The 26,732-nt window shown below is 52.7% G+C and carries 24 protein-coding genes and 3 pseudogenes; 17 read left to right on the forward strand and 10 right to left on the reverse strand.

Going from position 1 to position 26,732, the window contains the following annotated elements; all coding sequences use genetic code 11:
• Positions 1-137, forward strand: a pseudogene (locus ACJHVI_RS07220) (IS982 family transposase); the annotation flags it as partial.
• A 107-nt stretch (positions 138-244) separates the two neighbouring features.
• Here the strand turns inward: ACJHVI_RS07220 and ACJHVI_RS07225 are convergent.
• On the reverse strand, positions 245-592 hold the full coding sequence (locus tag ACJHVI_RS07225; protein ID WP_483184088.1) for a branched-chain amino acid transporter permease: 348 nt from the start codon (positions 590-592) through the stop codon (positions 245-247).
• Positions 589-1,281 carry an AzlC family ABC transporter permease gene (locus ACJHVI_RS07230; protein WP_483184090.1) on the reverse strand — a complete coding sequence of 231 codons (693 nt, stop codon included), beginning with the start codon at positions 1,279-1,281 and terminating at the stop codon, positions 589-591. The genes ACJHVI_RS07225 and ACJHVI_RS07230 overlap by 4 nt, the downstream gene beginning before the upstream one ends.
• 181 nt (positions 1,282-1,462) lie before the next feature.
• Between ACJHVI_RS07230 and lepA the strand changes: the two genes are divergently transcribed.
• The 5 genes and pseudogenes from lepA to ACJHVI_RS07255 all read left to right on the forward strand — a co-directional run.
• Positions 1,463-3,271, forward strand: a complete 1,809-nt coding sequence (gene lepA / locus ACJHVI_RS07235; RefSeq protein WP_483184091.1) for a translation elongation factor 4 — start codon at positions 1,463-1,465, stop codon at positions 3,269-3,271.
• Between the two features lie 8 nt (positions 3,272-3,279).
• A complete protein-coding gene (gene lepB / locus ACJHVI_RS07240) occupies positions 3,280-4,293 on the forward strand; it encodes a signal peptidase I (protein ID WP_483184092.1) in 1,014 nt (337 codons plus the stop codon).
• Positions 4,293-4,970, forward strand: coding sequence for a ribonuclease III (gene rnc, locus ACJHVI_RS07245; RefSeq protein WP_483184094.1), 678 nt, complete (start codon positions 4,293-4,295; stop codon positions 4,968-4,970). The genes lepB and rnc overlap by 1 nt, the downstream gene beginning before the upstream one ends.
• Positions 4,967-5,866, forward strand: coding sequence for a GTPase Era (gene era, locus ACJHVI_RS07250; protein WP_483184096.1), 900 nt, complete (start codon positions 4,967-4,969; stop codon positions 5,864-5,866). The genes rnc and era overlap by 4 nt, the downstream gene beginning before the upstream one ends.
• Positions 5,867-5,899: 33 nt before the next feature.
• A pseudogene (locus ACJHVI_RS07255) lies at positions 5,900-6,009 on the forward strand (IS30 family transposase); the annotation flags it as partial.
• 53 nt (positions 6,010-6,062) lie between these two features.
• Here ACJHVI_RS07255 and rpiA read toward each other — a convergent pair.
• The gene (rpiA, locus tag ACJHVI_RS07260) at positions 6,063-6,722 is read right to left on the reverse strand and encodes a ribose-5-phosphate isomerase RpiA (protein ID WP_483184097.1); all 660 of its coding nucleotides are present in this window, start codon (positions 6,720-6,722) and stop codon (positions 6,063-6,065) included.
• 90 nt (positions 6,723-6,812) lie between these two features.
• Between rpiA and ilvA the strand changes: the two genes are divergently transcribed.
• Complete coding sequence (ilvA, locus tag ACJHVI_RS07265; RefSeq protein WP_483184099.1) at positions 6,813-8,330, forward strand: threonine ammonia-lyase, biosynthetic; 1,518 nt, start codon at positions 6,813-6,815, stop codon at positions 8,328-8,330.
• 12 nt (positions 8,331-8,342) lie between these two features.
• Positions 8,343-9,572, forward strand: a complete 1,230-nt coding sequence (locus ACJHVI_RS07270) for a DUF819 family protein (protein ID WP_483184100.1) — start codon at positions 8,343-8,345, stop codon at positions 9,570-9,572.
• A 31-nt stretch (positions 9,573-9,603) separates the two neighbouring features.
• Here ACJHVI_RS07270 and ACJHVI_RS07275 read toward each other — a convergent pair whose 3' ends face one another.
• From ACJHVI_RS07275 to ACJHVI_RS07300, 6 genes are all read right to left on the reverse strand, one after another.
• Positions 9,604-10,143 carry a shikimate kinase gene (locus ACJHVI_RS07275; protein WP_483184102.1) on the reverse strand — a complete coding sequence of 180 codons (540 nt, stop codon included), beginning with the start codon at positions 10,141-10,143 and terminating at the stop codon, positions 9,604-9,606.
• Between the two features lie 40 nt (positions 10,144-10,183).
• Positions 10,184-11,968, reverse strand: coding sequence for a choline/carnitine O-acyltransferase (locus tag ACJHVI_RS07280; RefSeq protein WP_483184104.1), 1,785 nt, complete (start codon positions 11,966-11,968; stop codon positions 10,184-10,186).
• Positions 11,968-14,223, reverse strand: coding sequence for a DNA topoisomerase IV subunit A (gene parC / locus ACJHVI_RS07285; RefSeq protein WP_483184105.1), 2,256 nt, complete (start codon positions 14,221-14,223; stop codon positions 11,968-11,970). Before parC ends, ACJHVI_RS07280 begins: the two co-directional genes overlap by 1 nt.
• Positions 14,223-16,118, reverse strand: coding sequence for a DNA topoisomerase IV subunit B (gene parE / locus ACJHVI_RS07290; RefSeq protein ID WP_483184106.1), 1,896 nt, complete (start codon positions 16,116-16,118; stop codon positions 14,223-14,225). Before parE ends, parC begins: the two co-directional genes overlap by 1 nt.
• A 2-nt stretch (positions 16,119-16,120) precedes the next feature.
• Positions 16,121-17,347 (reverse strand): PilT/PilU family type 4a pilus ATPase, encoded by a 1,227-nt coding sequence (locus ACJHVI_RS07295; protein ID WP_483184107.1) that lies wholly within the window; start codon positions 17,345-17,347, stop codon positions 16,121-16,123.
• 69 nt (positions 17,348-17,416) lie between these two features.
• A complete protein-coding gene (locus ACJHVI_RS07300; protein WP_483184108.1) occupies positions 17,417-18,475 on the reverse strand; it encodes a type IV pilus twitching motility protein PilT in 1,059 nt (352 codons plus the stop codon).
• A 107-nt stretch (positions 18,476-18,582) separates the two neighbouring features.
• On the opposite strand from ACJHVI_RS07300, the gene ACJHVI_RS07305 reads away from it, so the two are divergent.
• Genes ACJHVI_RS07305 through ACJHVI_RS07345 form a run of 9 tightly spaced genes read left to right on the forward strand, consistent with a single transcriptional unit; the run spans position 18,583 to position 26,488 of the window.
• Positions 18,583-19,437: a pyrroline-5-carboxylate reductase family protein gene (locus tag ACJHVI_RS07305; protein ID WP_483184109.1), complete on the forward strand. Its 855-nt coding sequence runs from the start codon at positions 18,583-18,585 to the stop codon at positions 19,435-19,437.
• 1 nt (position 19,438) lies between these two features.
• Positions 19,439-19,993: a YggT family protein gene (locus tag ACJHVI_RS07310; protein WP_483184110.1), complete on the forward strand. Its 555-nt coding sequence runs from the start codon at positions 19,439-19,441 to the stop codon at positions 19,991-19,993.
• Complete coding sequence (gene mnmG / locus ACJHVI_RS07315) at positions 19,993-21,855, forward strand: tRNA uridine-5-carboxymethylaminomethyl(34) synthesis enzyme MnmG (protein WP_483184111.1); 1,863 nt, start codon at positions 19,993-19,995, stop codon at positions 21,853-21,855. The genes ACJHVI_RS07310 and mnmG overlap by 1 nt, the downstream gene beginning before the upstream one ends.
• Positions 21,855-22,058, forward strand: coding sequence for a hypothetical protein (locus tag ACJHVI_RS07320; protein ID WP_483184112.1), 204 nt, complete (start codon positions 21,855-21,857; stop codon positions 22,056-22,058). The genes mnmG and ACJHVI_RS07320 overlap by 1 nt, the downstream gene beginning before the upstream one ends.
• A gap of 9 nt (positions 22,059-22,067) precedes the next feature.
• Positions 22,068-23,141 carry a 3-phosphoserine/phosphohydroxythreonine transaminase gene (gene serC / locus ACJHVI_RS07325; RefSeq protein ID WP_483184113.1) on the forward strand — a complete coding sequence of 358 codons (1,074 nt, stop codon included), beginning with the start codon at positions 22,068-22,070 and terminating at the stop codon, positions 23,139-23,141.
• Positions 23,142-23,150: 9 nt separating this feature from the next.
• A complete protein-coding gene (locus tag ACJHVI_RS07330; RefSeq protein ID WP_483184114.1) occupies positions 23,151-24,158 on the forward strand; it encodes a quinone-dependent dihydroorotate dehydrogenase in 1,008 nt (335 codons plus the stop codon).
• Positions 24,155-24,679, forward strand: coding sequence for a phosphatidylglycerophosphatase A family protein (locus ACJHVI_RS07335; RefSeq protein WP_483184115.1), 525 nt, complete (start codon positions 24,155-24,157; stop codon positions 24,677-24,679). The genes ACJHVI_RS07330 and ACJHVI_RS07335 overlap by 4 nt, the downstream gene beginning before the upstream one ends.
• A gap of 16 nt (positions 24,680-24,695) precedes the next feature.
• Positions 24,696-26,081 (forward strand): adenylosuccinate lyase, encoded by a 1,386-nt coding sequence (purB, locus tag ACJHVI_RS07340; protein WP_483184116.1) that lies wholly within the window; start codon positions 24,696-24,698, stop codon positions 26,079-26,081.
• A complete protein-coding gene (locus ACJHVI_RS07345) occupies positions 26,078-26,488 on the forward strand; it encodes a protein tyrosine phosphatase family protein (protein ID WP_483184117.1) in 411 nt (136 codons plus the stop codon). Before purB ends, ACJHVI_RS07345 begins: the two co-directional genes overlap by 4 nt.
• Positions 26,489-26,623: 135 nt before the next feature.
• On the opposite strand, the pseudogene ACJHVI_RS07350 reads toward ACJHVI_RS07345, so the two are convergent.
• Positions 26,624-26,732, reverse strand: a pseudogene (locus ACJHVI_RS07350) (IS1595 family transposase); the annotation flags it as partial.

Below are 26,732 nucleotides of genomic sequence, written 5' to 3' on the forward strand. Positions count from 1 at the left end.
TATGCCAAATTGAACATACTCGCCATCGTTCAGAGAAGGGATTTTTGTTGAATCTGATTTCTGGATTAACGGCATATTGCTTGTTTGCGTATAAGCCGCAGATGTTTGGGAAGAATGCTTTGGCGGCTGCTAAATAGAGGGGGCTTATTCCGAACTCAGGTTACCTTAACGTCAAAATGAGATTGAGAGATGCACATTTCATCAGGAATAGCGCCTGAAATAATCTCATTTTGACGTTAAGAGACTATAAAACATAAGCCTTCAGCAGACTTTGCCCGATCACATACACCGCCAACCCGCAACAAATGCTCAAAACCGCTTGACGGCAAACATGCTGCAAGAGCACCACCGTCGCGCAAGCCAAAAAACTGACCCCTGCCTGCGTCCAACTGTTCCAATACAAACCCGCCAAACAATACAGCGACAAAATCATCATCATTCCCGGCGGCATCACATTGCCTAAAAAGGCAAACAGCTTTTGATAACACTTGGCATATTTCAATAAGACAAAAGGCAAGGCGCGCAAAGCGAAAGTCGCCACGGCGCTGACCGCTATCGCAGCAATAATCTTGACATTATCCGGCTGATTCATACATTCCCGCCTTGTGCCAATAAAAAGCGGCGCGGCGTTACGAACAATAAAACAAGCAACACCGCAATCGCCAATGCCAAAGTTTGCTTACTGTCTATCCCGCCCACATGCACCAGCAGCAAAGCTGCCGCAATCGCCGTCAAGCCTAAAAATAAAGCGGGACGCCGTTCGGGATAATACACATGATGCTGCGCCAAAACCGTAAACAATGCCGCCAAAGCAAAATCAAAACCAAAAACCTGCGGCGGAATCAGCCAGCTTGCCAAGACCCCCAAGACCGTGCCGCCAATCCAATACAAATGACAAAGCAGCAGCACCCAAGTTAATAACCGCCAATCCGCCTGCTTACCCAATTGCGCACACACGGAATACGCCTCATCGGTTAAGGTGAACATCGCATAGCTCAATGCCCGACGATGCCCCTGAAAAGCGGCGGCAGGAAAAGACAGACCATAGAAAATATGCCGCAAATTCACCGCCACCGTTGCCAGCAGCACAGCGCCCAAATCCACGCCCGCCGCCAACAGCCCGACCAATAAAAACTGCATAGAACCCGCGTATAAAAAAACACTCGCCGCAATCGCCGCCCACCAAGGCAAACCCTGCTGCACCCAAATAACGGCAAAAGCTAAACCCAAGGGAATATAGCCCATCATAATCGGGAACGTTAAACGCAAGGCTTCTCGCATGACATATCCATCTTAAAAACCGCTTACTTTAACACGACAGCCCCTAAAAATTGCATTGCCGGCTGCCTGCCGATAGCAAAAGCACCGACAGGCACAGACATCCGCCGACGGAAAATTGGCATGGCTTTTCAGAGCCGGATTAGTATAATGCGCGTCTTTTAGCATTGATTTTCGGACACCTATGCAGAGCCATATTCGCAATTTCTCTATCATTGCCCATATCGACCACGGCAAATCTACTTTATCAGATCGTTTCATCCAACATTGCGGCGGACTTTCCGAACGCGAAATGGCAGCACAAGTGCTTGATTCAATGGATATTGAACGTGAACGCGGCATCACGATTAAAGCTCAGTCGGTATCTTTGAACTACACCGCGCAAAACGGCGAAATCTATCAGCTCAATTTCATCGATACCCCCGGACATGTGGACTTTTCCTATGAAGTTTCGCGTTCTTTATATGCCTGCGAAGGCGCTTTATTGGTAGTGGACGCCGCACAGGGTGTGGAAGCGCAGTCGGTAGCGAACTGCTACACCGCCATTGAGCAAAATTTGGAAGTCTTGCCGGTGCTGAATAAAATCGACCTGCCTTCTGCCGACCCTGAACGCGTCAAGCAGGAAATTGAAGACATCATCGGCTTGGACACCAGCGAAACCCTGAACGTTTCCGCCAAAACCGGCGTCGGCGTGCCGGAATTATTAGAGCAAATCGTGGCGCAAATCCCTGCGCCCACAGGCGACCCGAATGCCCCGACTAAAGCCTTGATTATCGATTCTTGGTTTGATGCCTATGTGGGCGTGGTTACACTGGTACGCGTATTTGACGGCGAATTGCGCGTCAAGCAGAAAATGCGCGTGATGAGTACCGGCGACGGCCATCTGATTACCAAACTCGGCATCTTCACGCCCAAACCGGTAGATAGAGAAGTGCTGCGCGCAGGAGAAGTCGGCTTTGTGATTTCCTCGATTAAAGATATTAACGGCGCGCCGGTCGGCGATACCCTCACCGATGCGGACAATCCCACCGCCGAACCGCTTTCCGGCTTTAAACAGGTGCAGCCGCGCGTATTTGCCGGACTGTTCCCGATTGAATCCGATGATTACGAAGACCTGCGCGACGCTCTCGCCAAACTCTCGCTCAATGATGCCTCTTTGTTTTACGAACCAGAAACCTCGCAAGCCTTAGGCTTCGGTTTCCGCTGCGGATTCTTAGGCATGCTCCATATGGAAATCATCCAAGAGCGGTTAGAGCGCGAATATGATTTGGATTTGATTACCACCGCCCCGACAGTCATTTACGAAGTACAAACCACCGACGGCAACACCCTGCACATTGACAATCCGAGCAAACTGCCGCCCACCAATATGATTGAAGAAATCCGCGAGCCGATTATTCTCGCCAATATTTTATTGCCGCAGGAATATGTGGGCGCGGTCATGGGACTGTGCATCGAAAAACGCGGCGTGCAGCGCGATATGCACTATGCCGGCACGCAAGTGCAATTGCGCTTTGAACTGCCGATGAGCGAAGTGGTGCTGGATTTTTTCGACCGCCTCAAATCGGTCTCGCGCGGATTTGCCTCTTTTGACTATGAATTCCTGCGTTTTGACGCCGCCAATCTCGTCCGCCTCGACGTCTTGATTAACGGCGACAAAGTCGATTCCCTATCTATCATCGTGCATCGCGAGCAAGCGCAATATCGCGGACGCGAACTGGTCGAACGCATGAAAGACCTTATTCCGCGCCAAATGTTTGAAGTCGCCATTCAAGCGGCAATCGGCTCCAGCATCATCGCGCGCTCCACCGTCAAAGCCCTGCGCAAAAACGTATTGGCAAAATGCTATGGCGGCGACGTATCGCGCAAACGCAAACTCTTAGAAAAACAAAAAGCCGGTAAAAAACGCATGAAGCAAGTCGGCAGCGTGGAAATTCCGCAGGAAGCCTTCCTTGCCGTACTCAAAAGCGATGCCGGCAGTAATAACGACTAGGATTGATTATGCAGAAAATCATGGAAAATTTCGAACTGCTGCTTACCTTAGCAGTTCTCATCTGTTTTATCTTTTACCTTATTGACAGCAAAGGCTATTTAAAAGAACGCCGCTATCTGCTCAAAACCTTCAAAGGCGGCGCGGAAACCGATGCCGATCGTAACCGCTATGCCATGCGCCTCACTCAAGCCATGCAAAACGGCGGCATCAGCAGAAAACTGCGCCCCGCCTATGATGCGGCACAGGCGCACATCAATAATCGTCAGCCGCTAAGCGGACAAGAGCTGCATTGGGCAGCCCACCCCGTTTATCCCAAAGAAAAATTCATTGAATTTTTCAGCGGCATGTTTTGGATATTATTCATTATTTGGCTGGTGCGCTCATTTTTATGGGAACCCTTCCAAATTCCCTCCGCCTCTATGGAACCCACCCTGCAAAACGGCGATTTTATCCTGACCAGCAAATACAGCTACGGACTGCGCCTGCCGGTAACGCACCATAAAATCCTGCCGATCGGCGACGTCAAACGCGGCGACGTGGTCGTCTTCCGCTATCCGCCGAATCCGAAAATCAATTACATCAAGCGCATCGTTGCCGTAGGCGGCGATAAAATCGTCTTCAGCAACGGACAAATTGCCGTTAACGGCGAATTAGTGCCGCTCGCCGATGCCGATATCAGCCGCTTCGGTCATGACAACGGACAGCGTTACATCGTCGCCAATGAAACGCTCAACGGCAAAAGCCACCAAATCCAATTCAACCAAAATCCCATGTTTCGCATGAATGCCGCCCGCCAAGCGCATTCCAGCCAGCCCTTTATGTTCCAAGACGGCAGCGAAATCACCGTGCCGGAAGGACATTATTTCGCCATGGGCGATAACCGCGACGATTCTGTCGACAGCCGTTTTTGGGGCTTTGTGCCCGAAGCCAATATCGTCGGCAAAGCCCTCTTTATTTGGCTGAACAGCGACTGCATCATGGGCAAAGGACATTGCAACCGCATCGGCAAGAGCATTCCCTGATGAGAAAAACCGATTGGGCGGCGCTGGAGCGCAAAATCGGCTACCGCTTTACGTGTCCCACCCTGCTCAAGCAAGCCCTAACCCACCGCAGCCATAGCGCGCAGCACAACGAACGCCTAGAATTTCTAGGCGACGCCCTGCTGGAAACCATTATCAGCAACTACCTCTACCACAAACACCCCAAAGCGCCGGAAGGTGACCTGACGCGCATGCGCGCCGCCTTAGTCAAAGGCAGCAAACTGGCAAGCATCGCCAAATCATTGCACTTCGGCGACTATTTGCAACTGGGCAGCGGAGAATTAAAAAGCGGCGGTACAAGACGCGAAGGCATTCTAGCCGATGCCGTCGAAGCCCTGATTGCCGCCGTCTATTTAGACAGCGACTTCAGCCGCTGCGAAACCTTTACCCTCGCCCTCTTTAGCGAAGCCCTCGCCTCTTTGCCCGACATCGACGCCCTCAAAGACCCTAAAACCCGTCTACAAGAATATTTGCAAGGGCATAATTTTCCGCTGCCTGTTTACCGCCCAATCAGCGAAAGCGGCCCCGACCATGCGCGCATCTTTACCATTGAAGCGCAAACGCATGACCGCCACACGACCGCCAGCGCCTCCAGCCTCAAAAAAGCCGAACAAGCCGCCGCGGAAATTCTTCTCTCTCATTATTTGGATAAAGCATGAGTAAATCAGGATACATCGCCATAGTGGGGCGCCCTAACGTCGGCAAATCCACCCTTATCAACCACATTCTCGGGCAAAAAATCGCCATCACCAGCCGCAAACCGCAAACCACGCGCCACGCGCTGATGGGCATATACACCGAAGGGGCAAACCAAATCGTCTTTATCGACACCCCCGGCATTCACAGCGACGGCAAAAAAGCCATCAACCGCCATATGAACCGCGCCGCATGGCAGGCAATGGACTTCGTCAATGCCGTAGTACAAGTATCGGAAGTCGGACAATGGACAGCGGACGACCAAAAAGTCGCCGAAGGCATCGCCAAACTCCCGCTGCCGAAAATCCATGTGCTAAATAAAATCGACCGCCTAAAAGACAAAAGCGCCCTGTTTGCCGAACTCGAGCAACGCCAGCAATTAACAGAATGGACGGCAATCGTGCCGGTTTCTGCCAGCCGCGCACAGAATTTAGACGAACTCGTCAAAGTGCTGTGCGCACAGCTTCCAGAACAAGAATGGATCTTCCCCGAAGAGCAAATCACCACCGCCGGCATGCGCTTTATGGCGGCAGAAACCATTCGTGAAAAACTCTTTCGCTATCTGCACCAAGAAATCCCCTACGAACTCGGCGTGATTATCGAACGCTACCAAGAAGAGAAAGGCGTAGTGCATATTGATGCCACCATTATGGTCGAACGCGACAGCCAAAAAGGTATCGTCATCGGCAAAGGCGGACAAACCCTGAAAGCGGTGGGCAAAGCCGCACGCGAAGACTTGGAACGCATGCTGGAGCAAAAAGTCATGCTGCGCAACTTCGTGAAAGTCAAAGAAAACTGGCGCGACAACAACGCCATCATCGACAGCATGGGCTTAGGCAACGGCACGGACATCGGCTAAATCCCACTCTGATATAAAGCTGTAGATAAGTTCTATAGTCGGAGAAGTGGAAAAGTAGTACAAGGCGGCGAGCCGCAGACAGTACAGATAGTACGGCAAGGCGAGCCAACGCCGTAATACTTTTTCAATTCTTCGACTATACAAGAAAAACAAAGGACGCCATGCCTTAACATAGCGTCCTTTATCACAAGACAGATTAATCAAAAACCGCGATTTTGCCGTCGGCTTGGCTAGTCAGCACGATATGGGCTTTTTCTTTGGCAAAGATGCCGTTAGTCACCACACCGGCGATATTGTTGATTTTTTGCTCCAAGACGGCAGGTTCGCGGATATCCAGATAATGCACGTCTAAAATCCAATTGCCGTTATCGGTTACCACGCCTTCGCGCCAGCGCGGTTCGCCGCCTAATTTGACTAATTCTCTCGCCACATAGCTGCGTGCCATCGGAATCACTTCCACAGGCAGAGGGAATTTGCCTAATACGGGCACCATTTTCGAGGCATCGACAATACAGATAAACTGTTTCGCGCAAGCCGCGACGATTTTTTCGCGCGTCAGCGCCGCGCCGCCGCCTTTAATAAGGCATTTGTTCGGATCGACCTCGTCCGCGCCGTCAATATAGACGTCGATAGGGTCGCAGGCATTCAAATCGCTGACACAATAACCGGCGGCTTTTAAGGCGGCGGCGGAAGATTCGGATGCGGCGGCAATTTGCTTGAATTGCATGCCCGAACGTGCCAATGCCTCGATAAAGCATAAGACGGTCGAGCCGCTGCCGACGCCTAAAACGATACCTTCTTCGATATATTCTAATGCCTTAGCGGCAACTTGCTGTTTGAGCGCTTGCTGATTCATTTTTTTACCCGTCTAAAATTGATTTTATGACTTGACCGCACCTGTGAGGTACCGCAAAATTGCGGTAAATCTTACAGCAATGTGAAAAATATGTCAGCTTACCTCGAAAAAATCCTCACCGCTCCGGTTTATGACGTGGTTATCGAATCGCCTTTGGACAATATGCCGCGTCTTTCGGCGCGTTTAGGGCATCAAATCCATTGCAAACGCGAAGATTTGCAGCCGGTTTTTTCTTTCAAATGCCGCGGCGCCTATAACAAAATGTATCATCTCACGCCGGCGGAAAAGCAAAACGGCGTGATTTGTTCTTCGGCGGGCAATCATGCGCAAGGCGTGGCTTTGGCGGCGCAGCGTTTAGGGATTAAAGCGGTGATTGTGATGCCGCAAACCACGCCGGCGATTAAGGTCGATGCGGTGCGCCGCTTGGGCAGCACATGGGTGGAAATCGTTCTGCACGGCGATTTTTACGACGAGGCTTCGCAAAAAGCGCATGAATTAATGCACCGGCACGGCTATACCTATATCCATCCTTTTGATGACGAATACACAATAGCTGGGCAAGGCACCATCGGTTTGGAAATCCTGCGCCAATATCCGCGCAAAATCGATGCGGTATTTGCGCCAATCGGCGGCGGCGGTTTGTTTGCCGGCATTGCCGTTTTGATTAAATCCCTGCGTCCCGACATCAAATTAATCGGCGTTGAGCCTGAAGACGCGGCTTCGATGACCAATGCCATCCGCCGCGGCGAACGGCAAATATTAGAGCATGTCGGTATTTTTGCCGATGGTGTGGCGGTCAAACAACCGGGCGAGCTGACCTATTCCCTCATCCGCCAATATGCCGATGATTTCGTTACGGTCAGTACTGATGAAATCTGCGCGGCAATGAAAGATATTTTTGACGACACGCGCGCGGTGGCAGAGCCTAGCGGCGCAGTGGCAACTGCGGGACTGAAAAAATGGGCGGCGCAGCAGCAGGCGCAGGGACTGACGCTCATCAGCATTATCAGCGGCGCGAATATGAATTTCGACCGCCTGCGCTTTGTGGCGGAACGCGCGGAAATCGGCGAACGCCGCGAAGGACTGCTTGCCATTACCATTCCCGAACGCCCCGGCGCTTACCGTGCCTTTTGCGCCTTATTGGGTCGCGATGCCATGATTACCGAGTTCAACTACCGCTACCAAGACCACAACCTTGCCAAACTCTTTGTCGGCTTACAGCTGCACGGCGGCGCCAAACAATTGGCGCAATTTGTCAACACCCTGCAAGAGGCAGGCTATGCCACCGAAGACCTCAGCGACAACGAGCTCGCCAAAGAACATTTGCGCTATATGATCGGCGGCAGCGCCAATATCGACAACGAATACCTCTTCGCCTTCGGCTTTCCCGAGCGTCCGGGCGCATTGATGCACTTTCTCGACACCTTGGGCGCGGATTTCAACATCAGCCTCTTCCATTACCGCAACCACGGCTCGGATTACGGACGCGTACTCTGCGGCATACAGGCAAAAGACTATGCTTCGCTGATTCAACATCTTGACCGCATTGGTTTCGACTACCACGAAGAAACCCACAACCCCGCCTACCGCCATTTTCTCGCCCCTTAAGGAGTAATTTACATGGTCATCTCTAGTCTGCCGAGCGCATTCGGACTGATTATGGGCATCGTCGCCCTGATTTTTTACACCGCCAAACTCGATCATCCTTTTTGGCGACGTTTTTACGCCGTCTTCCCCGCCATCGTGCTCTGCTGCTTTATTCCTGCGACTTTCAACACCTTAGGCACATTCGGCGAAGGCGTCGGCAGACAAATCTACGGCTTTGCCGCCACCTATCTCTTGCCGGCGGCATTATTCCTCATGACGCTGTCCATGGACGTGCCCAAACTCTTGGGACTGGGCTGGAAAGTGCTTGCCATGTTTTTTGCCGCCACGCTGGCGATTATGCTCTGCGGACCTTTAAGCCTGTGGCTCTACTCCCTCGTCAACCCCGAAGCCTTTCAAGACGATACCCTATGGCGCAGCTTTTCCGCCGTTGCCGCCAGCTGGATTGGCGGTGCGGCAAACCAGGCCGCCATGAAAGAAGTCTTTGCCATTGACGACACCATGTTCGGCATCATGATTTTAGTCGATACCAGCAATGCCTCATTATGGCTGCTCGTCATTTTCATTCTCGCCAAACATCAGGCTAAAATCGACCGCTGGCTGAACGCCGATACCGCCGCCATCAACCGCCTGATTAGCGCCGTCGAATCCTATGAAAAAGAGCATGCCCGCATCACCAGCCTCAATGATTTGCTGATAATCATCGGGCTGACCTTCGCCGCCGTCGGCATCTCGCATCCCTTGGGCAAAAGCATCGCCCAATACTTCGGGCAATTCGCGTGGACAAAAGACTACAGCCTCGACAATACTTTCTTCTGGTCAGTCATCAGCATCACCGTCATGGGCATCAGCCTCTCCTTTACCCCTGCGCGCACGCTCGACCATGCCGGCGCGGGCAAAATCGGCACCGCCTTTATCTTCATTCTCATCGCCGCCATCGGCATGCAGATTGATTTGCGCGGCGTGATTGCCCATTGGCAACTGCTCTTAGTCGGCACCTTATGGATTAGCCTGCACGTCGGCATTATCTTCCTGATTGCCAAATGGATACGCGCACCGCTGTTTTATCTCTGCGTGGCATCCAATGCCAATACGGGCGGCGCCTCTTCCGCGCCCATAGTCGCCACCGCCTTCCACCCCGCCCTTGCCCCTGTCGGCGTCTTGCTCGGCATTTTAGGCTATGTGGTCGGCACCGTCGGCGGCTACCTTTCTACTCTGATGATGCGCTTTGTGGTCGGGAATTAGCTTAAAAAAGCCGGCTTTGCGCCGGCTCTGTTCACTGAGCAAGACTGCCCTGCTGCAGAAAATCTTTCACGCCGCAATAAAGGCGGTTAAAAGAAAGATTGAAATTATTACTGTCGGTATCGATGCGCATATCGGCAATGCCTTCATACAAACCTAGGCGCTCATCGCGCAAATGCTGTAAACGCTCGCGTTTATCCGGTGCATGAATCAAGGGACGGTTTTTATCCAAGCCGATGCGTTCCAATTGCCGCTCCACCGAAACGTCCAAGAAAACCACCAAAGGCTGGGTCATAATCAGGCTGCGATTCTCAGGCGTCACCACAATGCCGCCGCCGCAGGCAATCACCGCATCCATCGGCGCTTCCAAAACCTCTTTCAAAGCCGCATGTTCGCGGCGGCGAAAACCCGCCTCGCCTTCGCGCTCGAAAATCAGCGGAATATCGGCGCCCGAATTTTTAATCACCACATGATCGGTATCAAAAAACTGCCATTTCAAGCGGCTTGCCAAGCGCTTGCCCAATGAGGTCTTCCCTGCCCCCATCGGCCCAACCAATACAATTTTGCGAAACACGGCTTTTCCCAGAAAATCAAAGCGTCTATTATAGCGGCAATTATTGCTGCTCGCGCAAAAGCAGGAGAATCTGTTTCAATCCGCTGCCGATGGCACGAGTGAATTTTTCCACTTCATTGATTTTGCTGCGCCGATGCGTAATGACAAAATCGCAGTAATTCAGGCTGGCATTGTAACTGACCGCCAGCCCGCTATCATGCGGCGGCGCAAAGACCAATTTACCTTCGCTGTGGCGGTTATTCGATTCTATGGTGCTGACAAAAGGCTGCATCAAAATCAGCAATCCTTCGTCTTGCAGCAAATCGATGCTTACCCCTTGCGCCTCTCCCATATAACGCATGGCAAGCCAAAAGCCGTTGATGCCGCCGCCGTTTTTGCTCAACCGCACGCGTTTTTCATGGATTTGCACGGCTTGCTGCAATTGCTTAAGGCTCAAACGATGCTCCGCCAAGGCATATACGGCTTCTAAAGAATCTTTGGTCACGGTGGCGATTGAATCGCTGCGTCCATGATAAAAATGCCGCATATCAATGCGTTGACTGCTGTGACGCACTTCGCCGTAAGTAATGAATTGCGCGTATTGCAGCAAAATTTCGATAATGCCCGAGAGGGAATAATCGCGCAGCAGACGCTTTTCTTCATCGGTCATAAACACATCATACATGCTGACCATCAAGGTTTCGCTTTGATGGCGGAATTGGGTTAGCGCATCATAAAGCAAGCCGTAAGTGCCGTCTCCGCCCTCGCCTTTGCTGCCGTTTTCGGCACTGTTGCGCCGCCCGTCAATCATCCAATTCAGCGACGTTAAAGACAAATTATCCGCCAATTTGTTTTTGCGCGAATATTGGGTGCTTTTGTCTTGCAATTGCTGTCCCAAAACCAGCATATCCACAGCGGTATCCGCATCCAAAAAGCTGTGGTCGAAATGCAGGAAAAAGCGGTCATCTTTAAGATAGCAAATGTAATTCAGGGGCTTATGCGCCCAATAATCGTCGCCTTGCCCGAAAGCGGCATTAAAAAACGCCTCACTTTCGTCCAGATAATGCACATTATCCAAAGTCAGAATAAACCACGCCCGCCCCAGCGCCTGCATGATTTTGGCATTTTCATCGCGGCACAGCAACTGCGCCCGCACTTCCAACGCCAATTCCGCCGGCAGCAAAGATGGCGTAACAAAGGGCACGCTCTTTTCACCCACGGTATTTTGCAGCAATTCGTAGAGCACGTTTTCCAGCTGCGCCGGATTGGCGATATCTCCCTTTTCATCCATCATCTGCACTTTCCAGGCATAGCCCTGATAAAGCACGATGATAAATCCGCCCTCGTCCGCCTTCGGCTCATGAATCACAATTTCGTCTTTCTGATTATTGGGGCGGCGAATCGCGCCTTTGAGCACTTCCCATTGTGCCAAACAAAAATTCTCGCTCCCCAAGCCCAGCTGGCTCAATTCCGATTGAAAGGTATCGGGCTGACGCAAATACAATTGATGCACCCGCGCCATCGCGATAGCAAAATGCGCCACGCGTTTAATCCCCGTCTGCGGCGCTTTCCAGTCGATTTTCAAGGTCATATTGTTATCGCTAAAGGGCAGACTGTCGCGATTGAGCAAAAATTGCCGCTGCCACAAAGCCGCCAACCAAGAATCCGGCGCCTTTGCCTGCGCCTGTGCCTGCAAAGCGGTATAGAGATGTTCGCCGTCCCGTTTGGCGAACACATCGATGGCTTCTTGCGTGCGCTGCAAAGTCGCCTCATCCAGCAGCGGTGCTACCCAATATTTCAATCGCTCGATGGCGGTATGCAAATCCAATAAGGGTAAAGTCTGCATTAGGAATCCTTTTCCGGCATTTCAATCAATACCTGCTCGATTTGCCGATAACCTTTGGGCAGGGGTGCGCCTTTGCTGCCGCGTGCGCCTTGGTATTGTTCGCGCTCCTCATGGCGGATACGCATTTTCTGCTTGGCACAGAGCAGCAGCACGTCTTCTTGGGAAGATAGCGCCAGCAAATGGCTCATACGCAAGCCTTCTGCAAATTGTTTTTTCGAAATGGCGATAATCTGATTGCCTTTGCCTTTTGCCAATTGCGGCAACTCCTGCGCTTTCACGAACAAAGCCCGTCCGGCATTATTGACGGCAAACAATTGGCAATCCGCCGATTCCAGCATCTGCAATTTCAATGCCTTTGCCTCGCCTGTGTGAATTAACGCCTTGCCGGTTTTGGTCTTGCTGAACAAATCCGCACCGCTGACCAAAAATCCACAGCCGTTATCCGCCGCCACCACATATTGCGCCGCTTCCTGCCACAGACAGGCGGCAATGATTTTGCTCCCCGCCTCAAGGCTGAACATACTACTCAAAGGTTCGCCGTTGCCGCGCGCCGACGGCAAATTCGCCATCGGCAAAATATAACAGCGCCCATTATCGGCTAACAAACACAGGCTTTGATTGCTTTTTACCGCCAATTGCAGCAAAAAGCCGTCGCCGCTTTTATAGCTTAAAGCCGCCCCTTCAATCTGATGCCCTTTTGCCGCGCGCACCCAGCCCATCTCGGATAAGACAAAAGTCAAAGCCTCGCTGGGCAATAATTCGCTTTCGTCCAAAGCCTGCGCCGCCTCGCGTTCCACCAATAAAGTGCGCCGCGCATCGCCGTAAGCCTCCGCATCGGCGGCTAATTCTTCGCTCATCAAGGCATGGCGCGCCGCCTGATTGCCAATTAAGGCTTCCAATTGCGCTTTTTCGCCTAAAAGCGCTTCCTGCTCCTCGCGGATTTTCATTTCTTCCAGTTTCGCCAAATGGCGCAGACGCGTGTTTAAAATCGCCTCCGCCTGCCCCTCGCTTAAGGCAAAGGTCTGCATCAAGACTGCTTTAGGCGCCTCTTCTTCGCGCACGATGCGAATCACTTCGTCCAAATTCAAAAAAGCAATCAGCAAAGCCGCCAAGACATGCAGACGCTCTTCCACCGCCTGCAAACGGTGATGCAGACGACGCAGCACGGTTTGCTCGCGAAAGACCAGCCATTCCTGCAAAATCTGCTTCAAGCCTTTCACTTGCGGCTTGCCGTCCAAACCGATCATATTGAACTGAACACGGTAATTTTTTTCCAAATCGGTAGTGGCAAACAAATGCTGCATCAAACGCTCGCTGTCCACGCGTTGCGAACGCGGCACCAGCACCAAACGCGTCGGCTGCTCATGGTCGGATTCGTCGCGCACATCTTCCAGCCACGGCAGCTTCTTCTCCTGCATTTGCTTGGCAATTTGCTCCTGCACCCGCGCACCCGAGACTTGATAAGGCAATTGCTCAATCACGATATTGCCCTCTTCCAGCACATAGCGCGCCCGCAATTTCACCGAACCGCCGCCGCTTTCATACAGACTGCGCAAGTCCTGCGCAGAACTGATTAACTCGCCGCCGGTGGGATAATCCGGCGCCGGCACATAGCGCATCAAAGCCTGCGTATCCAAATTGGGATTGGCCAACAAAGCGCGGCAAGCCGCCACCACCTCGCGCAGATTATGCGGAGCAATATCAGTACTCATCCCCACAGCGATGCCGCTGCCGCCATTGAGCAAAATATTGGGTAAACGTGCCGGCAACTGCGCCGGTTCTTGCAAAGTGCCATCAAAATTCGCCGTCCACTGCACCGTTCCCTCGCCCAATTCCTGCAACAGCGATTTGGCATAGGGACTCAAACGCGACTCGGTATAACGCATGGCGGCAAAGGATTTGGGATCATCGGGACTGCCCCAGTTGCCCTGCCCGTCCACCAAAGGATAACGATAAGAAAAAGGCTGCGCCATCAAGACCATCGCCTCATAGCAAGCCGTGTCGCCGTGCGGATGATACTTACCCAAGACATCGCCCACCGTGCGTGCCGACTTCTTATATTTCGCCGTCGCGCTCAAGCCCAATTCGCTCATCGCATAGACCAAACGCCGCTGCACCGGTTTCAAACCGTCCGCCAAACTCGGCAAAGCGCGGTCTAAAATCACATACATGGCGTAATTCAAATACGCCTGCTCGCTAAAACGCTGCAAAGACTGCTGCTCATCGCCTGGCAGCATAAGAGAAGTATCAGACATCACAAAGCATCCAAATTATCGGCAATATCGCCGTTGCTTTCCAACCAGTCGCGGCGATCGCCGCTACGCTTTTTCGACAAGAGCATATCCAGCAATTCCACGTTTTCCGCGCTGTCGTATTGCAATTGCACCAAGCGGCGCGTATCGGGATTCATCGTCGTCTCGCGCAATTGCGGCGGGTTCATTTCGCCCAAGCCTTTAAAGCGCGTAACATTGATTTTGCCTTGAAAACCATCGCGCTGAATTTGGCGAATCAGCGCTTCTTTTTCACTGTCATCCAGCGCATATTCCACGCGCTTACCCGCATCAAGGCGGTATAAAGGCGGCATAGCGACGTATAAATGCCCTGCGGCAACCAAAGCTGGGAAATGCTTGACCATAAGCGCGCAGATTAAGGTAGCGATATGCAGACCGTCCGAATCGGCATCCGCCAAAATGCAGATTTTGCCATAACGCAAGCCCGACAAATCGTCGCTGGCGGGATCCAAACCAATCGCCACCGCAATATCGTGCACGGATTGGCTTGCCATGACTTCATCGGAATCCACTTCCCAAGTATTGAGAATTTTGCCGCGCAGCGGCAGGATAGCCTGTGTATGCCGGTCGCGTGCTTGTTTGGCAGAACCGCCCGCCGAATCGCCTTCGACTAAAAACAGCTCCGTCATGCTTAAATCTTGGCTGACACAATCCGCCAATTTTCCCGGCAAAGCAGGTCCTTGTGTGATTTTTTTCCGCACCACTTTTTTGCCTTCGCGCATTCTTTGCTGGGCATGGCTGATGGCCAATTGGGCTAAGGCTTCGCCGAATTCGCTGTGCTGATTGAGATACAGGCCGAATTGATCGGTAATGACTGTCGCCAGCCAAGCGGCACATTGGCGCGAACTCAGGCGTTCTTTGGTTTGGCTGGAAAATTGCGGTTCGGGAATTTTGACCGATAAGACAAATTGGCAGCCGTCCCAAACATCTTCAGGCGAGAGTTTGACTCCGCGCGGCAGCAATTGGCGGAACTCGCAAAATTCGCGCAGCGCTTCCACCAATCCCGTACGCAGACCGTTGACATGTGTGCCGCCACCGGTGGTAGGAATCAGATTGGCATAGCTTTCATAAATGCCCTCTGCCCCCATACCCTGCACCCAGCAGAATGCCACATCGATTTCGCCCTGTTCTTCGTCTTGATAGCTCAGGGTATAGGGCTCGGCAGGCAGGCATTCTTGCCCTTGCAGGGCTTCGCTCAAATAAGCGAATAAACCGTCTTCATAATGCCATTGCTGCTCGCTACCGTCATATTCATTAAGGAAACTCACTTGCAAACCGCGGCACAACACCGCTTTGGCTTTGAGGGTATGCAAGAGGCGCGGCAGAGAGAAATTCACGCTGTCAAAATAGCGCGCTTCCGGCCAGAAACGCACCGTCGTACCGCGGCGGCGTTTGCCTATCGCTTCCACCGCCTGCAAAGGCTCTACCACTTCGCCGTGCTCGCAGGCCAATTGATAGCGAAAACCGCCGCGCTCGATGCTGACTTCCAAACGCGAAGACAAGGCATTGACGACAGAGACGCCGACGCCATGCAAGCCGCCTGAAAAAGCATAATTTTTGCGCGAAAATTTACCGCCGGCATGCAGACGCGTCAAAATCAGCTCAACACCCGAGACTTTTTCTTCAGGATGCTCGTCAACCGGCATGCCGCGTCCGTCGTCGCTGACCGATAAAGAGCCGTCGCGATGCAAAACGACGCGTATGTTTTTGGCATAGCCCGCCAATGCCTCGTCAACGCTATTGTCAATGACTTCCTGAGCCAAATGATTCGGCCGGGTTGTATCGGTGTACATGCCCGGCCGCACTTTAACAGGATCCAGTCCTTTGAGCAGTTCCAGATCCGCTGCGTGATATGCCATGCTTAGCCGCCGGTGCTTCTGCGCGCTGCCCGACGATCTTCACGTTGTTTGAGCAGCAATTCATGCTCGAGTTTGTCATCACTTTGCACGGAGAAGACATCGCCGCTGGCTTGTAATTCATCAGGCAGACGACGCTTGGACTGCGTACGCACGCGAATACGGAAATCGTTTTCAGAATGCACGTATTTTAGGGCTTCATGATATTCGATTTCATCTTTTTCATATAAATCAAAGATACAGCGGTCAAAACTAAAGACACCGCGCTCCGCTTCGCCGCGCTCCAAGACTTCGTGAATCTTACCCACCTGCCCTTCTAAAATCAGCTGGGAGATATAAGGCGTGTTCATCATCATCTCCATTGCCACCACACGCCCGCCACCTTTGCGCGGCAACAAACGCTGGGTAACCAGACAACGCAGGTTTTCTGATAAATCCAGCTGCAATTTCTCACGCTGATCCAGCGGGAAGAAGTTATAAATCCGCTCCAAGGCTTGTACGGAATTCGTGGCATGCAGGGTCGCCATACACAAATGCCCCGTTTCGGCAAATTGCAGGGCATAGCCCATGGTTTCCACATCACGAATTTCACCGATCAGAATGACGTCCGGCGCTTCACGCAAAGAGTTTTTCAACGCTGCGCCATAGCTTTTGGTATCTACCCCCACTTCACGCTGAATGACCACGCTTTTCTTACTCTTGTGCATAAACTCGATCGGATCTTCCACCGTGATGATGTGATGCTGAGAGTTTTGATTGCGATGATCGACCATTGCCGCCAAGGTCGTGGATTTACCGTTACCGGTCGCCCCCACCATAATCACCAAACCGCGTTTGGCCATCGACAATTCGCGCAGCACATCAGGCTGCGGCAAATCCAAATCGTCCAATTCCGGAATAATCGCCGGGATCAAACGCAGCACCAAACCGGGCATATTGCGCTGCATATATACGTTAACCCGCAAATAGGTCACATCCGGCACTTCCACCATGATGTTTAATTCGTGATTATCGATAAATTCTTGATACGCCTCCGGGCGCGCAATGGTTTCAATCAGATTATAGACATCTTCCTGATCCATCATCGCTTTGGGCAAATAGTTCAATTGCCCGTCTAATTTCATGGCTACCGGCAAATTGGTATTGATAAAAATATCTGAGGCTTTCTTTTCGGCTGCGAAGGTAATCAATTTATCAAACCAAGAACGCATTTCCGCTTTTTCAATATTCATGCTGTCTCACTTATCAAATCAGAAGGATACATTAAGCCGGCACATTGTTTGATCAATGCGCCGATACGCTTACATAAAGTTGTTTTTATCATGCGCTTTAGATGCTGCCGTGGTGCGGTCGATCGTGCCGCTGCGCACCAAAACCTGCAGGGCTTGGTCGAGGGTTTGCATGCCGTATTGCGCACCGGTTTGAATCATGGAATAAATCTGGGCGACTTTGTCTTCGCGAATCAGGTTTTTTACCGCCGAAGTCCCGACCAAAACCTCATGCGCCGCCACACGTCCGCCGCCGATTTTCTTCAACAGCGTCTGCGCCACTACCGCACGCAAAGACTCGGATAACATCGAACGCACCAATTGTTTTTCCTCGCCCGGGAATACGTCGATGATACGATCAATCGTTTTTGCCGCCGAGCTGGTATGCAAAGTACCGAAGACCAAGTGTCCCGTTTCTGCCGCCGAGAGCGCCAAACGAATGGTTTCCAAGTCACGCAGCTCGCCCACGAGAATAATATCGGGGTCTTCACGCAGCGCCGCACGCAGGGCATTTGAGAAGCTTTGCGTATCGCGGTGCACCTCACGTTGGTTGACCAAGCATTTTTTCGACTCATGCACGAATTCGATCGGATCCTCAATCGTCAGAATATGCTCATGTTTGTTTTCATTGATATGGTTGAGCATCGCCGCCAAAGTGGTGGACTTACCCGACCCCGTCGGACCGGTAACCAAAACCAAACCGCGCGGCACATCGATAATATCTACAAATTTTTCAGGCGCTTTCAAATCTGCCAAACTCAATACCTTACTGGGGATGGTACGAAAGACTACGGCAATACCGCGGTTTTGGTTAAATACGTTGACACGAAAGCGCGCCACGCCGCGAATCTCGGTTGAAAAGTCCGCCTCCCAAGTCTGCTCGAAACCCTTCATCTGCGCATCGGTCATAATCGCAAAAATCATATTGCGCAAATCCTGATTTTCCAAAGGCGGCAAATTCAAGCGTTTGACATCGCCGTCCACACGAATCATCGGCGGCAAGCCCGAGCTCAAATGCAAATCCGAAGCGCCTTGTTTTTGTGCAAAACGCAGCAAATCGTCTAGTTTAACGTCCGATTTAACCTCTGACATGAATAAATCCTTTTTCTTAAAACAACATATCACGGCTTCTGCCGTTTACGGCAAAACATGATACCATTAGGCGGATATTTTCGCACCACAACAATTACGAGGACTCTATGGCACATGCTCACTCGCTCCCCATGATCGGCTTCATCGGCGCAGGACATTTAAACGGCGCTATTATCAAAGGTATTTTAGACAATGAAGACAGCGTCTTCGGCGCCGAGCAATTGCTGGTTTCCTGCAAAGACCCCGCCAAAGCCAAAGCCCGCAGCGAAGCATTCGCCCTACCGGTGCACACGGACAACCGCTATGTAATTGAAAAAGCGGATTATCTCGTTCTCGGCGTTAAGCCCGCACAAATGCAGACTTTATTACAAGAACTCGCCGAATACGATTTATCCGAAAAAACCATCATTACGGTAGCGGCGGCAATCGATATCGCTTCCTACCGCAAAATTCTCGGCGATGAAGTCTGCATCATCCGCGCCATGCCCAATATGGCGGCGGCAGTGCAAGCCTCGCTGACCGGTATTTACAGCGATCAAGAACTCGGCGAAGACTGCGAACACATCATTGAAGATTTATTTGCCGGTGTCGGTTCCATCGCATGGCTGGACGATGAAACCCAAATCGACGGCATCATTGCCTTATCCGCCAGCGGCATCGCCTTTTATTTCCGCTTTATGCAGGCGATGCGCGAAGCCGGCGAACGCTACGGCTTTGAAGGCGAAGAATTATTCGACATCATCAGCCTCAGCAGCCTAGGCGTCAGCACCCTGATGGTCGATAATCCCGAGGGCGGCAAATTCAGCGATTGGATTGAGAAAATCGCACTCAAAGGCGGTACGACCGAAGCAGGACTCAAGCAAATGGATAATTCGGATTTCGACCGCATCATTGCCGATGCCATGCAAGCCACCGTTGAGCGCAGCCGTGCCATCGGCGAAGAGCTGACAAAGGATTGGTAAGATGCTCGTCAGTCTGCTTCAAACGATTATCAGCCTGGTGATTGCGGCATTTATTATCCGTTATCACTGCGAAATCCATCACATCATCCATTTCAACCCGCTGGCACGCCGCTTAAAAGACATCACCGAACCGGTGGTGCTGCCTGTGCGCGACATTGTGAAAAAAGCCCTGTTAAAAACCCAATTCCGTCCTAAAAACGACCCTTCGCCGCTAATTGTAGCATGGCTCTTAAGCCTGATAACGGGGCTTGCCTTCACGCGTGCCAACCTTTCGGCAGGCTTTAGCATCGGCACCTTTTGGTTTTTCTGCGGCACATGGATCAGCGTGATGATTTATTCGCTGTTTTTGAGCGTCATCGCCTCATGGCTGCAAACGCCGCGCCAACAGCCGGTATTGCAGATTGCCGAAACCTGTCACGAATTTTTCATGCGTCCGCTGCGTAAAGTCATCCCGCCTTTATTAAACATCATGGACGTTACGCCGATCATTGCTTTCATTGTGCTTTATATGATTAAAAACCAATTCTTAGCGGCATTAGCCTTTGGTGCTTCCTGATGAAATATCCGATTAAATACGCCGTGATAGTGGTCGGCGGCGGACATGCGGGCGTAGAAGCCGCCTGCGCAGCAGCCCGCATGGGACAAAAAACCCTATTGCTCACACACAATATTGAAACCATTGGACAAATGAGCTGCAATCCTGCCATCGGCGGCATCGGCAAAGGGCATCTGGTCAAAGAAATCGACGCACTAGGCGGCATTATGGCGCGTGCGGCGGATCTCGCCGGCATCCAATGGCGGATTCTCAATAGTCGCAAAGGTCCGGCAGTACGCGCCACCCGCGCCCAAGCCGACCGCATTTTATACAAAGCCGCCGTGCGCCATTTCGTTGAAACACAGGAAAATCTGGATATTTTCCAAACCCCTGCCACCAGCCTGATCCTTGAACAAGACCGCGTTATCGGCGTCAGCACGCAGCATAAAATCGACTTTTATGCCCAGACCGTCATTTTAACCGCCGGTACCTTCCTTGCCGGCAAAATCCATGTCGGGCTGAATCATTTTGCCGGCGGCCGTGCCGGAGATCCGCCGGCATTAGAGCTTGCCGCTGCAATGCGCGATTTACCTTTTGATACCCGACGCATGAAAACCGGCACGCCGCCGCGTATTGATGCACACAGCGTAGATTTTTCAGTCATGACCGAGCAACGCGGCGACGAGCCCCTGCCCGTTTTTTCCTATCTCGGCAGACGCGAACAACACCCGCGCCAAGTCTCCTGCTATATCACGCATACTAATGAAGGCACCCACGATATCATCCGCCGCTATATCGACCAAGCGCCGATGTACGCCGGCGTGATTGTCGATGCCTTCGGACCGCGCTACTGTCCTTCAATTGAAGACAAAGTGATGCGCTTTGCCGATAAAAACAGCCATCAAGTCTTTATCGAACCGGAAAGCCTCAGCACGAACGAACTCTATCCCAACGGTGTATCCACCAGCCTGCCTTTTGAAGCACAAATTCAATACATCCAATCCATTCGCGGCATGGAACAAGCCGTTATCACGCGCCCCGGCTATGCGATCGAATATGACTTTTTCAATCCGCAGGGACTGCATCACAGCTTGGAAACCAAAGCTATTGCCAACCTCTTTTTCGCCGGACAAATCAACGGCACCACAGGATATGAAGAAGCCGCCGCACAAGGTATTTTGGCAGGCATCAACGCCGCTTTACGGGCTCAGGACAAAGACAGCTGGCACCCCGAACGCGAGCAAGCCTATATCGGCGTCTTAGTGGACGATTTGATTACCCAAGGCACACGCGAACCCTACCGCATGTTTACCAGTCGCGCTGAGCACCGCCTCTTGCTGCGCGAAGACAATGCCGATCAACGCCTAACCGCCATCGGCTTTGAACTGGGCTGCGTGGATGAGGCGCGGATGCGCGTTTTCGAACACAAAATGCAAGCCATCGAGCGCGAGCAAAGCCGTCTTGAAAACATCATGATCCGACCGCAGCAATACCCTGATTTGCCGCAAAATACCCGCGCCGCCGAATTGCTGAAACGTCCGGAGCTGGATTACCGCCGCCTGATGTACATCGCCGGCGAAGACGAAAACACTTGGGCAGATGATGACATCATCGAACAAATCGACATTCGCGCCAAATATGCAGGCTATATCAGCCGCCAATACGCAGAAGTCGAAAAACTGCAAAAAAGCCGCGAACAAGCATTGCCCCAGCCCTTCGATTACAGCCAAGTGCGCGGACTCTCCGCCGAAGTTGCGGAAAAACTGCAACGCGTCCAACCTGCCGACATCGCGCAGGCGGGACGCATCCCCGGCATTACCCCTGCCGCACTCTCCCTACTCTTGATTTATCTGAAAAAATATCCTCAAGGAAAAGCCCAATAATGTCTCTTTTAGATAGTTTTCTCTCCAAATCCCCCAAACTGGAATGGCAACGTTTGAAAAACAATGACAAAAACCTGCCGACGCTTTATCGCAGCGCCGTCTTCGGCGGCTGGCTGATCAGCAACGGCTACGATGGCGGACTGACCTTCATTCCCGACCCCAAACACCAATGGGACGGACACTCCTATCCGATTATCGACTAAGGAACAGCCATGACGCACCGCATCTACAACTTCTGCGCAGGTCCTTGCACCCTGCCGCTCTCCGTTCTAGAAACCGCGCAAGCCGAAATGCTGGATTTTCAAGGCAGCGGCATGTCGGTGATGGAAATCAGCCACCGCAGCAAACGCTTCGAGCCGCTCCATGAAGAAACGCTCGCCCTTGCCGCGCAACTGCTCGACATGCCCGAAGACTTCTTCTGCCTGCTCCTGCCCGGCGGCGCGCATCAGCAATTCTGCATGATACCGCTGAACCTGCTTGCCGACGGCGGACGTGCCGCCTATATCGACAGCGGCGTCTGGGCGAAAAAAGCGGCGGAAGAAGCCGCCCGCATTGCCGAAACAGACATCGTTTGGAGTGGCAAAGAACAGCAATACCGCCATCTGCCCGATACCATTGAACTGCAAGGCGATTACCGCTACCTCTATCTATGCAGCAATGAAACCGTCAACGGCATCCAATTCCGCGAATTCCCGCAAGCCGCGGCGCCGCTGGTCATTGACGTCTCTTCCGATTTCTACACCCGCCCGATTCCTTGGCAGGACTGCGATATCGTCTATGGCGGCGTACAAAAAAATCTCGCCCCCTCGGGCTTGGCATTAGTCTTTGTGCGCAAAAGTCTCCTGCAAGAACATCCGCAGATAAACAAATTCTTCAGCTACAAAGCGCATGCGGACAATAATTCCCTATACAACACCCCGCCCACATGGCAAATTTACATCTTAAATCTGGTCTTGAAATGGATGCAGGCACAAGGCGGCATCGCGCATTTTGCCGCCCAAGCCGCCGCCAAATCGCGCAAACTCTATGCCGCGATTGACCAAAGCGATTTCTATCACAACGACATCGCCGCCCAATACCGCTCGCAAACCAATATCGTCTTCCGCACCCCCAGCGAAGCGCTCGATACCCTGTTCTGGAAAAACGCCGAAGCGGCGGGACTCAGCGGCTTAAAAGGACACCGCATTGTCGGCGGACTACGCGCCAGCCTCTATAACGCCCTCGACATGCGCAGCGTCGATGCCCTGATCGACTATATGCAGGACTTCGCACAGCAACAGACCTAGGACATCATAATGGCTCTTTATTCCGCCCTGCGCCCCCTGCTCTTTCGGCTTGCCCCCGAACAAGCGCATGAAATGACGCTCGCCCTATTAAGCCGTTTCCCCTGTCTGATTGCGCGCCAAGAAGTGCGCCAGCCTATCAAACTGATGGGATTGGAATTTCCCAACCGCTTGGGCTTGGCGGCAGGGCTGGATAAAAACGGAATTGCGATTGCCGCCTTCGACCGCATGGGCTTCGGCTTTATCGAAGTCGGCACCGTTACGCCGCGCCCGCAAGAAGGCAATGAAAAGCCGCGTCTTTTCCGCCTGCCCGAACACCAAGCCATTATCAACCGCATGGGCTTCAACAATGCTGGCGTTGCCGCCTTAGTCGAAAAAGTCGCGGCGATCAAAGCAAACAGCCGTGCCCTTATCGGCATCAATCTCGGCAAAAACAAAGACACGCCGAATGAAAACGCCCTTGAGGACTACCGCATCGGCATGGAAGCCGCCTATGCGCAAGCCGATTATCTGTGCATTAACATCTCCAGCCCCAATACCGTGGGGCTGCGCGATTTACAGCTCGGCGAAGCACTCAAGCAGCTGCTGGACGGCATCAAAGAAGCGCAAAGCCGATGCCAAACGCAGCATCAGCGCTATGTGCCGATTGTAGTTAAAATCGCCCCTGACAATGACGACGCCGCATTGCAAAGCATCTGCCGCAGCATCGCTGATGCCGGCATTGACGGCATCATTGCCAGCAATACCACCATCGACAAAAGCGCCGTACAAACACACCGCCACGGCAATCAGCAAGGCGGACTCTCCGGCGCACCGCTGACCCGCCGCAGCACCCAAATGCTGCAACTCATCCGCGCCGAACTGCCGCACATCACGCTCATTGCCGCCGGCGGCGTGATGAGCGGCGCAGACTTTACCGCCAAACTCGCCGCAGGCGCCGACCTCGTGCAGATTTACACCGGACTGATTTACCGCGGCCCGAGCCTGATTCGCGAATGTTTACAGCAAACCGCCCCATGAAAAAAAGCACCCTCATTTATCCCAGCCTGCAAGCGCTGCTGAAAAAGCCCGTACATTTTCTTGCCTTCGGGCTCGGCAGCGGATTGATCCGTCCCGCCCCCGGCACATGGGGCAGCCTGCTCGGCGCCTTATTACTCCTGCCTTTTTTATCGCAAGTCTTTGATAAAACCCTATTCAACCTGCTTTTTATCGCCGCTACCTTTGCCTTCGGCTGCTACTTCTGCGGCAAAACCTCGAAAGACCTCGGCGTGCATGACCACAGCGGCATCGTCTGGGACGAATTTGTCGGACAATGGGCAGTCATGCTCTTCGCGCCGCCCTTTCTCTACGCCCATTTCGGTTTTGTCGCCGTCAGCATCGTCAGCCTGCTTGCCTTCCGCCTCTTCGACATCTGGAAACCGCAGCCTATCGGTTGGCTCGACCGCAACACCGCAGGCGGCTTCGGCATCATGATTGACGACCTCCTCGCCGCCCTATATGCCCTGCTGCTGCTCTGGAGCAGCTACTTTTTTTACGCCTAATCTTTAAGGACAAGCCATGCCCCTAGCCCTTGACACCCTCACCGCCGTTTCACCGCTCGACGGACGCTATGCCGACAAAACCGCTGCCCTGCGCGACATCTTCAGCGAATACGGACTGATTAAATACCGCTACCGCGTCGAACTGCGCTGGCTGCAAACCCTTGCCAACGAACAAGGCATCGGCGAACTGCAAAGCCTCAGTGCCGACGGACAAAACTTTATCGACCGCCTTTATGCAGACTTCTCGCCGGCGAGCGCGCAAGCGATTAAAGCCATCGAAAAAACCACCAATCACGACGTCAAAGCGGTGGAATACCAACTGAAAAAAGACCTTGCCGCCCATCCCGAACTGGCGGAGAAAATCGAATTCGTCCACTTCGCCTGCACCTCGGAAGACATCAACAACCTCTCCTACGCCCTCATGCTCAAAGACGGCCGCGACTGGCTCGGCGAACGCCTGAACAACATCGCCGAAAAACTGGCGCAACTCGCCCATGCCGAAGCCGCCACCGCCATGCTCTCGCGCACCCACGGACAAGCCGCCTCGCCGACCACCTTAGGCAAAGAAATCGCCAACGTCCATTACCGCCTGAGCCGGCAAATCCGCCAACTCGAGACGCAGGAGATGCTCGGCAAAATCAACGGCGCGGTCGGCAACTTCAACGCCCACCACATCAGCTATCCCAACATCGACTGGCCGCAACTGGCGCAGCGCTTCGTCGAAAACACCCTCGGACTGAGCTACAACCCCCTGACCACGCAAATCGAACCGCATGACTACATCGCCGAACTCATGCACAATCTCCTGCGCGCCAACACCATTCTGCTCGATTTATGCCGCGACATCTGGACCTACATCAGCCAGCACTACTTCAAACAAAAAATGATTGCCGGCGAAGTCGGCTCTTCCACCATGCCGCACAAAATCAACCCCATCGACTTTGAAAACGCCGAAGGCAATTTCGGACTGGCGAACGCCTTGGCGGAACACCTTGCCGCCAAACTGCCCGTTTCGCGCCTGCAACGCGATTTAAGCGACTCCACCGTCCTGCGCAGCCTGGGCAGCGTCTTCGCCTATACCGCTATTGCCCTCGCCTCGCTGGAAAAAGGACTGGGCAAACTGGAAGTCAATCGCGAACGTATCGCCGCCGACCTTGCTGCCAATCCGGAAGTCTTGGGCGAAGCCATTCAAACCGTCATGCGCCGCTACGGCATCGAAGAGCCCTATGAAAAACTCAAAGCCCTGACGCGCGGACAAGACATTACGCCCGAAACCCTTGCCGTTTTCGTGCAAAACCTTGAACTGCCGGATGCGGTAAAAGCCGAACTTAGCCGCTTAAGCCCCGCCGACTACATCGGCATCGCGCCCCAATTAGCCCGCAGCACCAAGGAAACGCTATGAACGATTTACAATTCAGCCCGCAAATCCAACCGGAACACCTCGCCGACCTTGCCGAACAAGGCATACAGCAAATCATCTGCCACCGCCCAGACGGAGAAGAAATCGGACAACCGGGCTTTGCCGACATCGCCGAAGCCGCCGCAGACTGCGGCATCGACTGCCACCATCTGCCGGTGCGCGGCGGCGAATTTCCCGAAGACATGATTGCCGCCACCAAAAAGCTGCTCGAAAACGGCAAAAACACCCTTATGTACTGCCGCAGCGGTACACGCAGCTGCATCATCTGGGCGGCAATCGCGGCGGAAAACGGCGATGATATTGACGACATCATCAACCAAGCCGCCGAACTCGGCTACGGCATCGGGCAATTGCGCGATTATCTCACCGCAAGACAAAGAACCGCCTAAAACAAAAGCGCCGCAAACAGCAGCGCTTAGATAATGAAAAGCCGATATAGGATATTGAATCCATATGAAATCATCATAATTGCATATCATCGAAGAATTGAAAAGGCTCTAGACTAGCAGAGTGATTGGTATAATTTATTGCAGAAGCGACCATAAATGTTTTTCTAAATCATCAATACTCTGCTTCCAACGCCATTCGCATTCTTTCAAATGCCATTCGAAATTTTTGCTTACACCGTTAAAT

This window comes from Suttonella sp., from assembly GCF_056855035.1.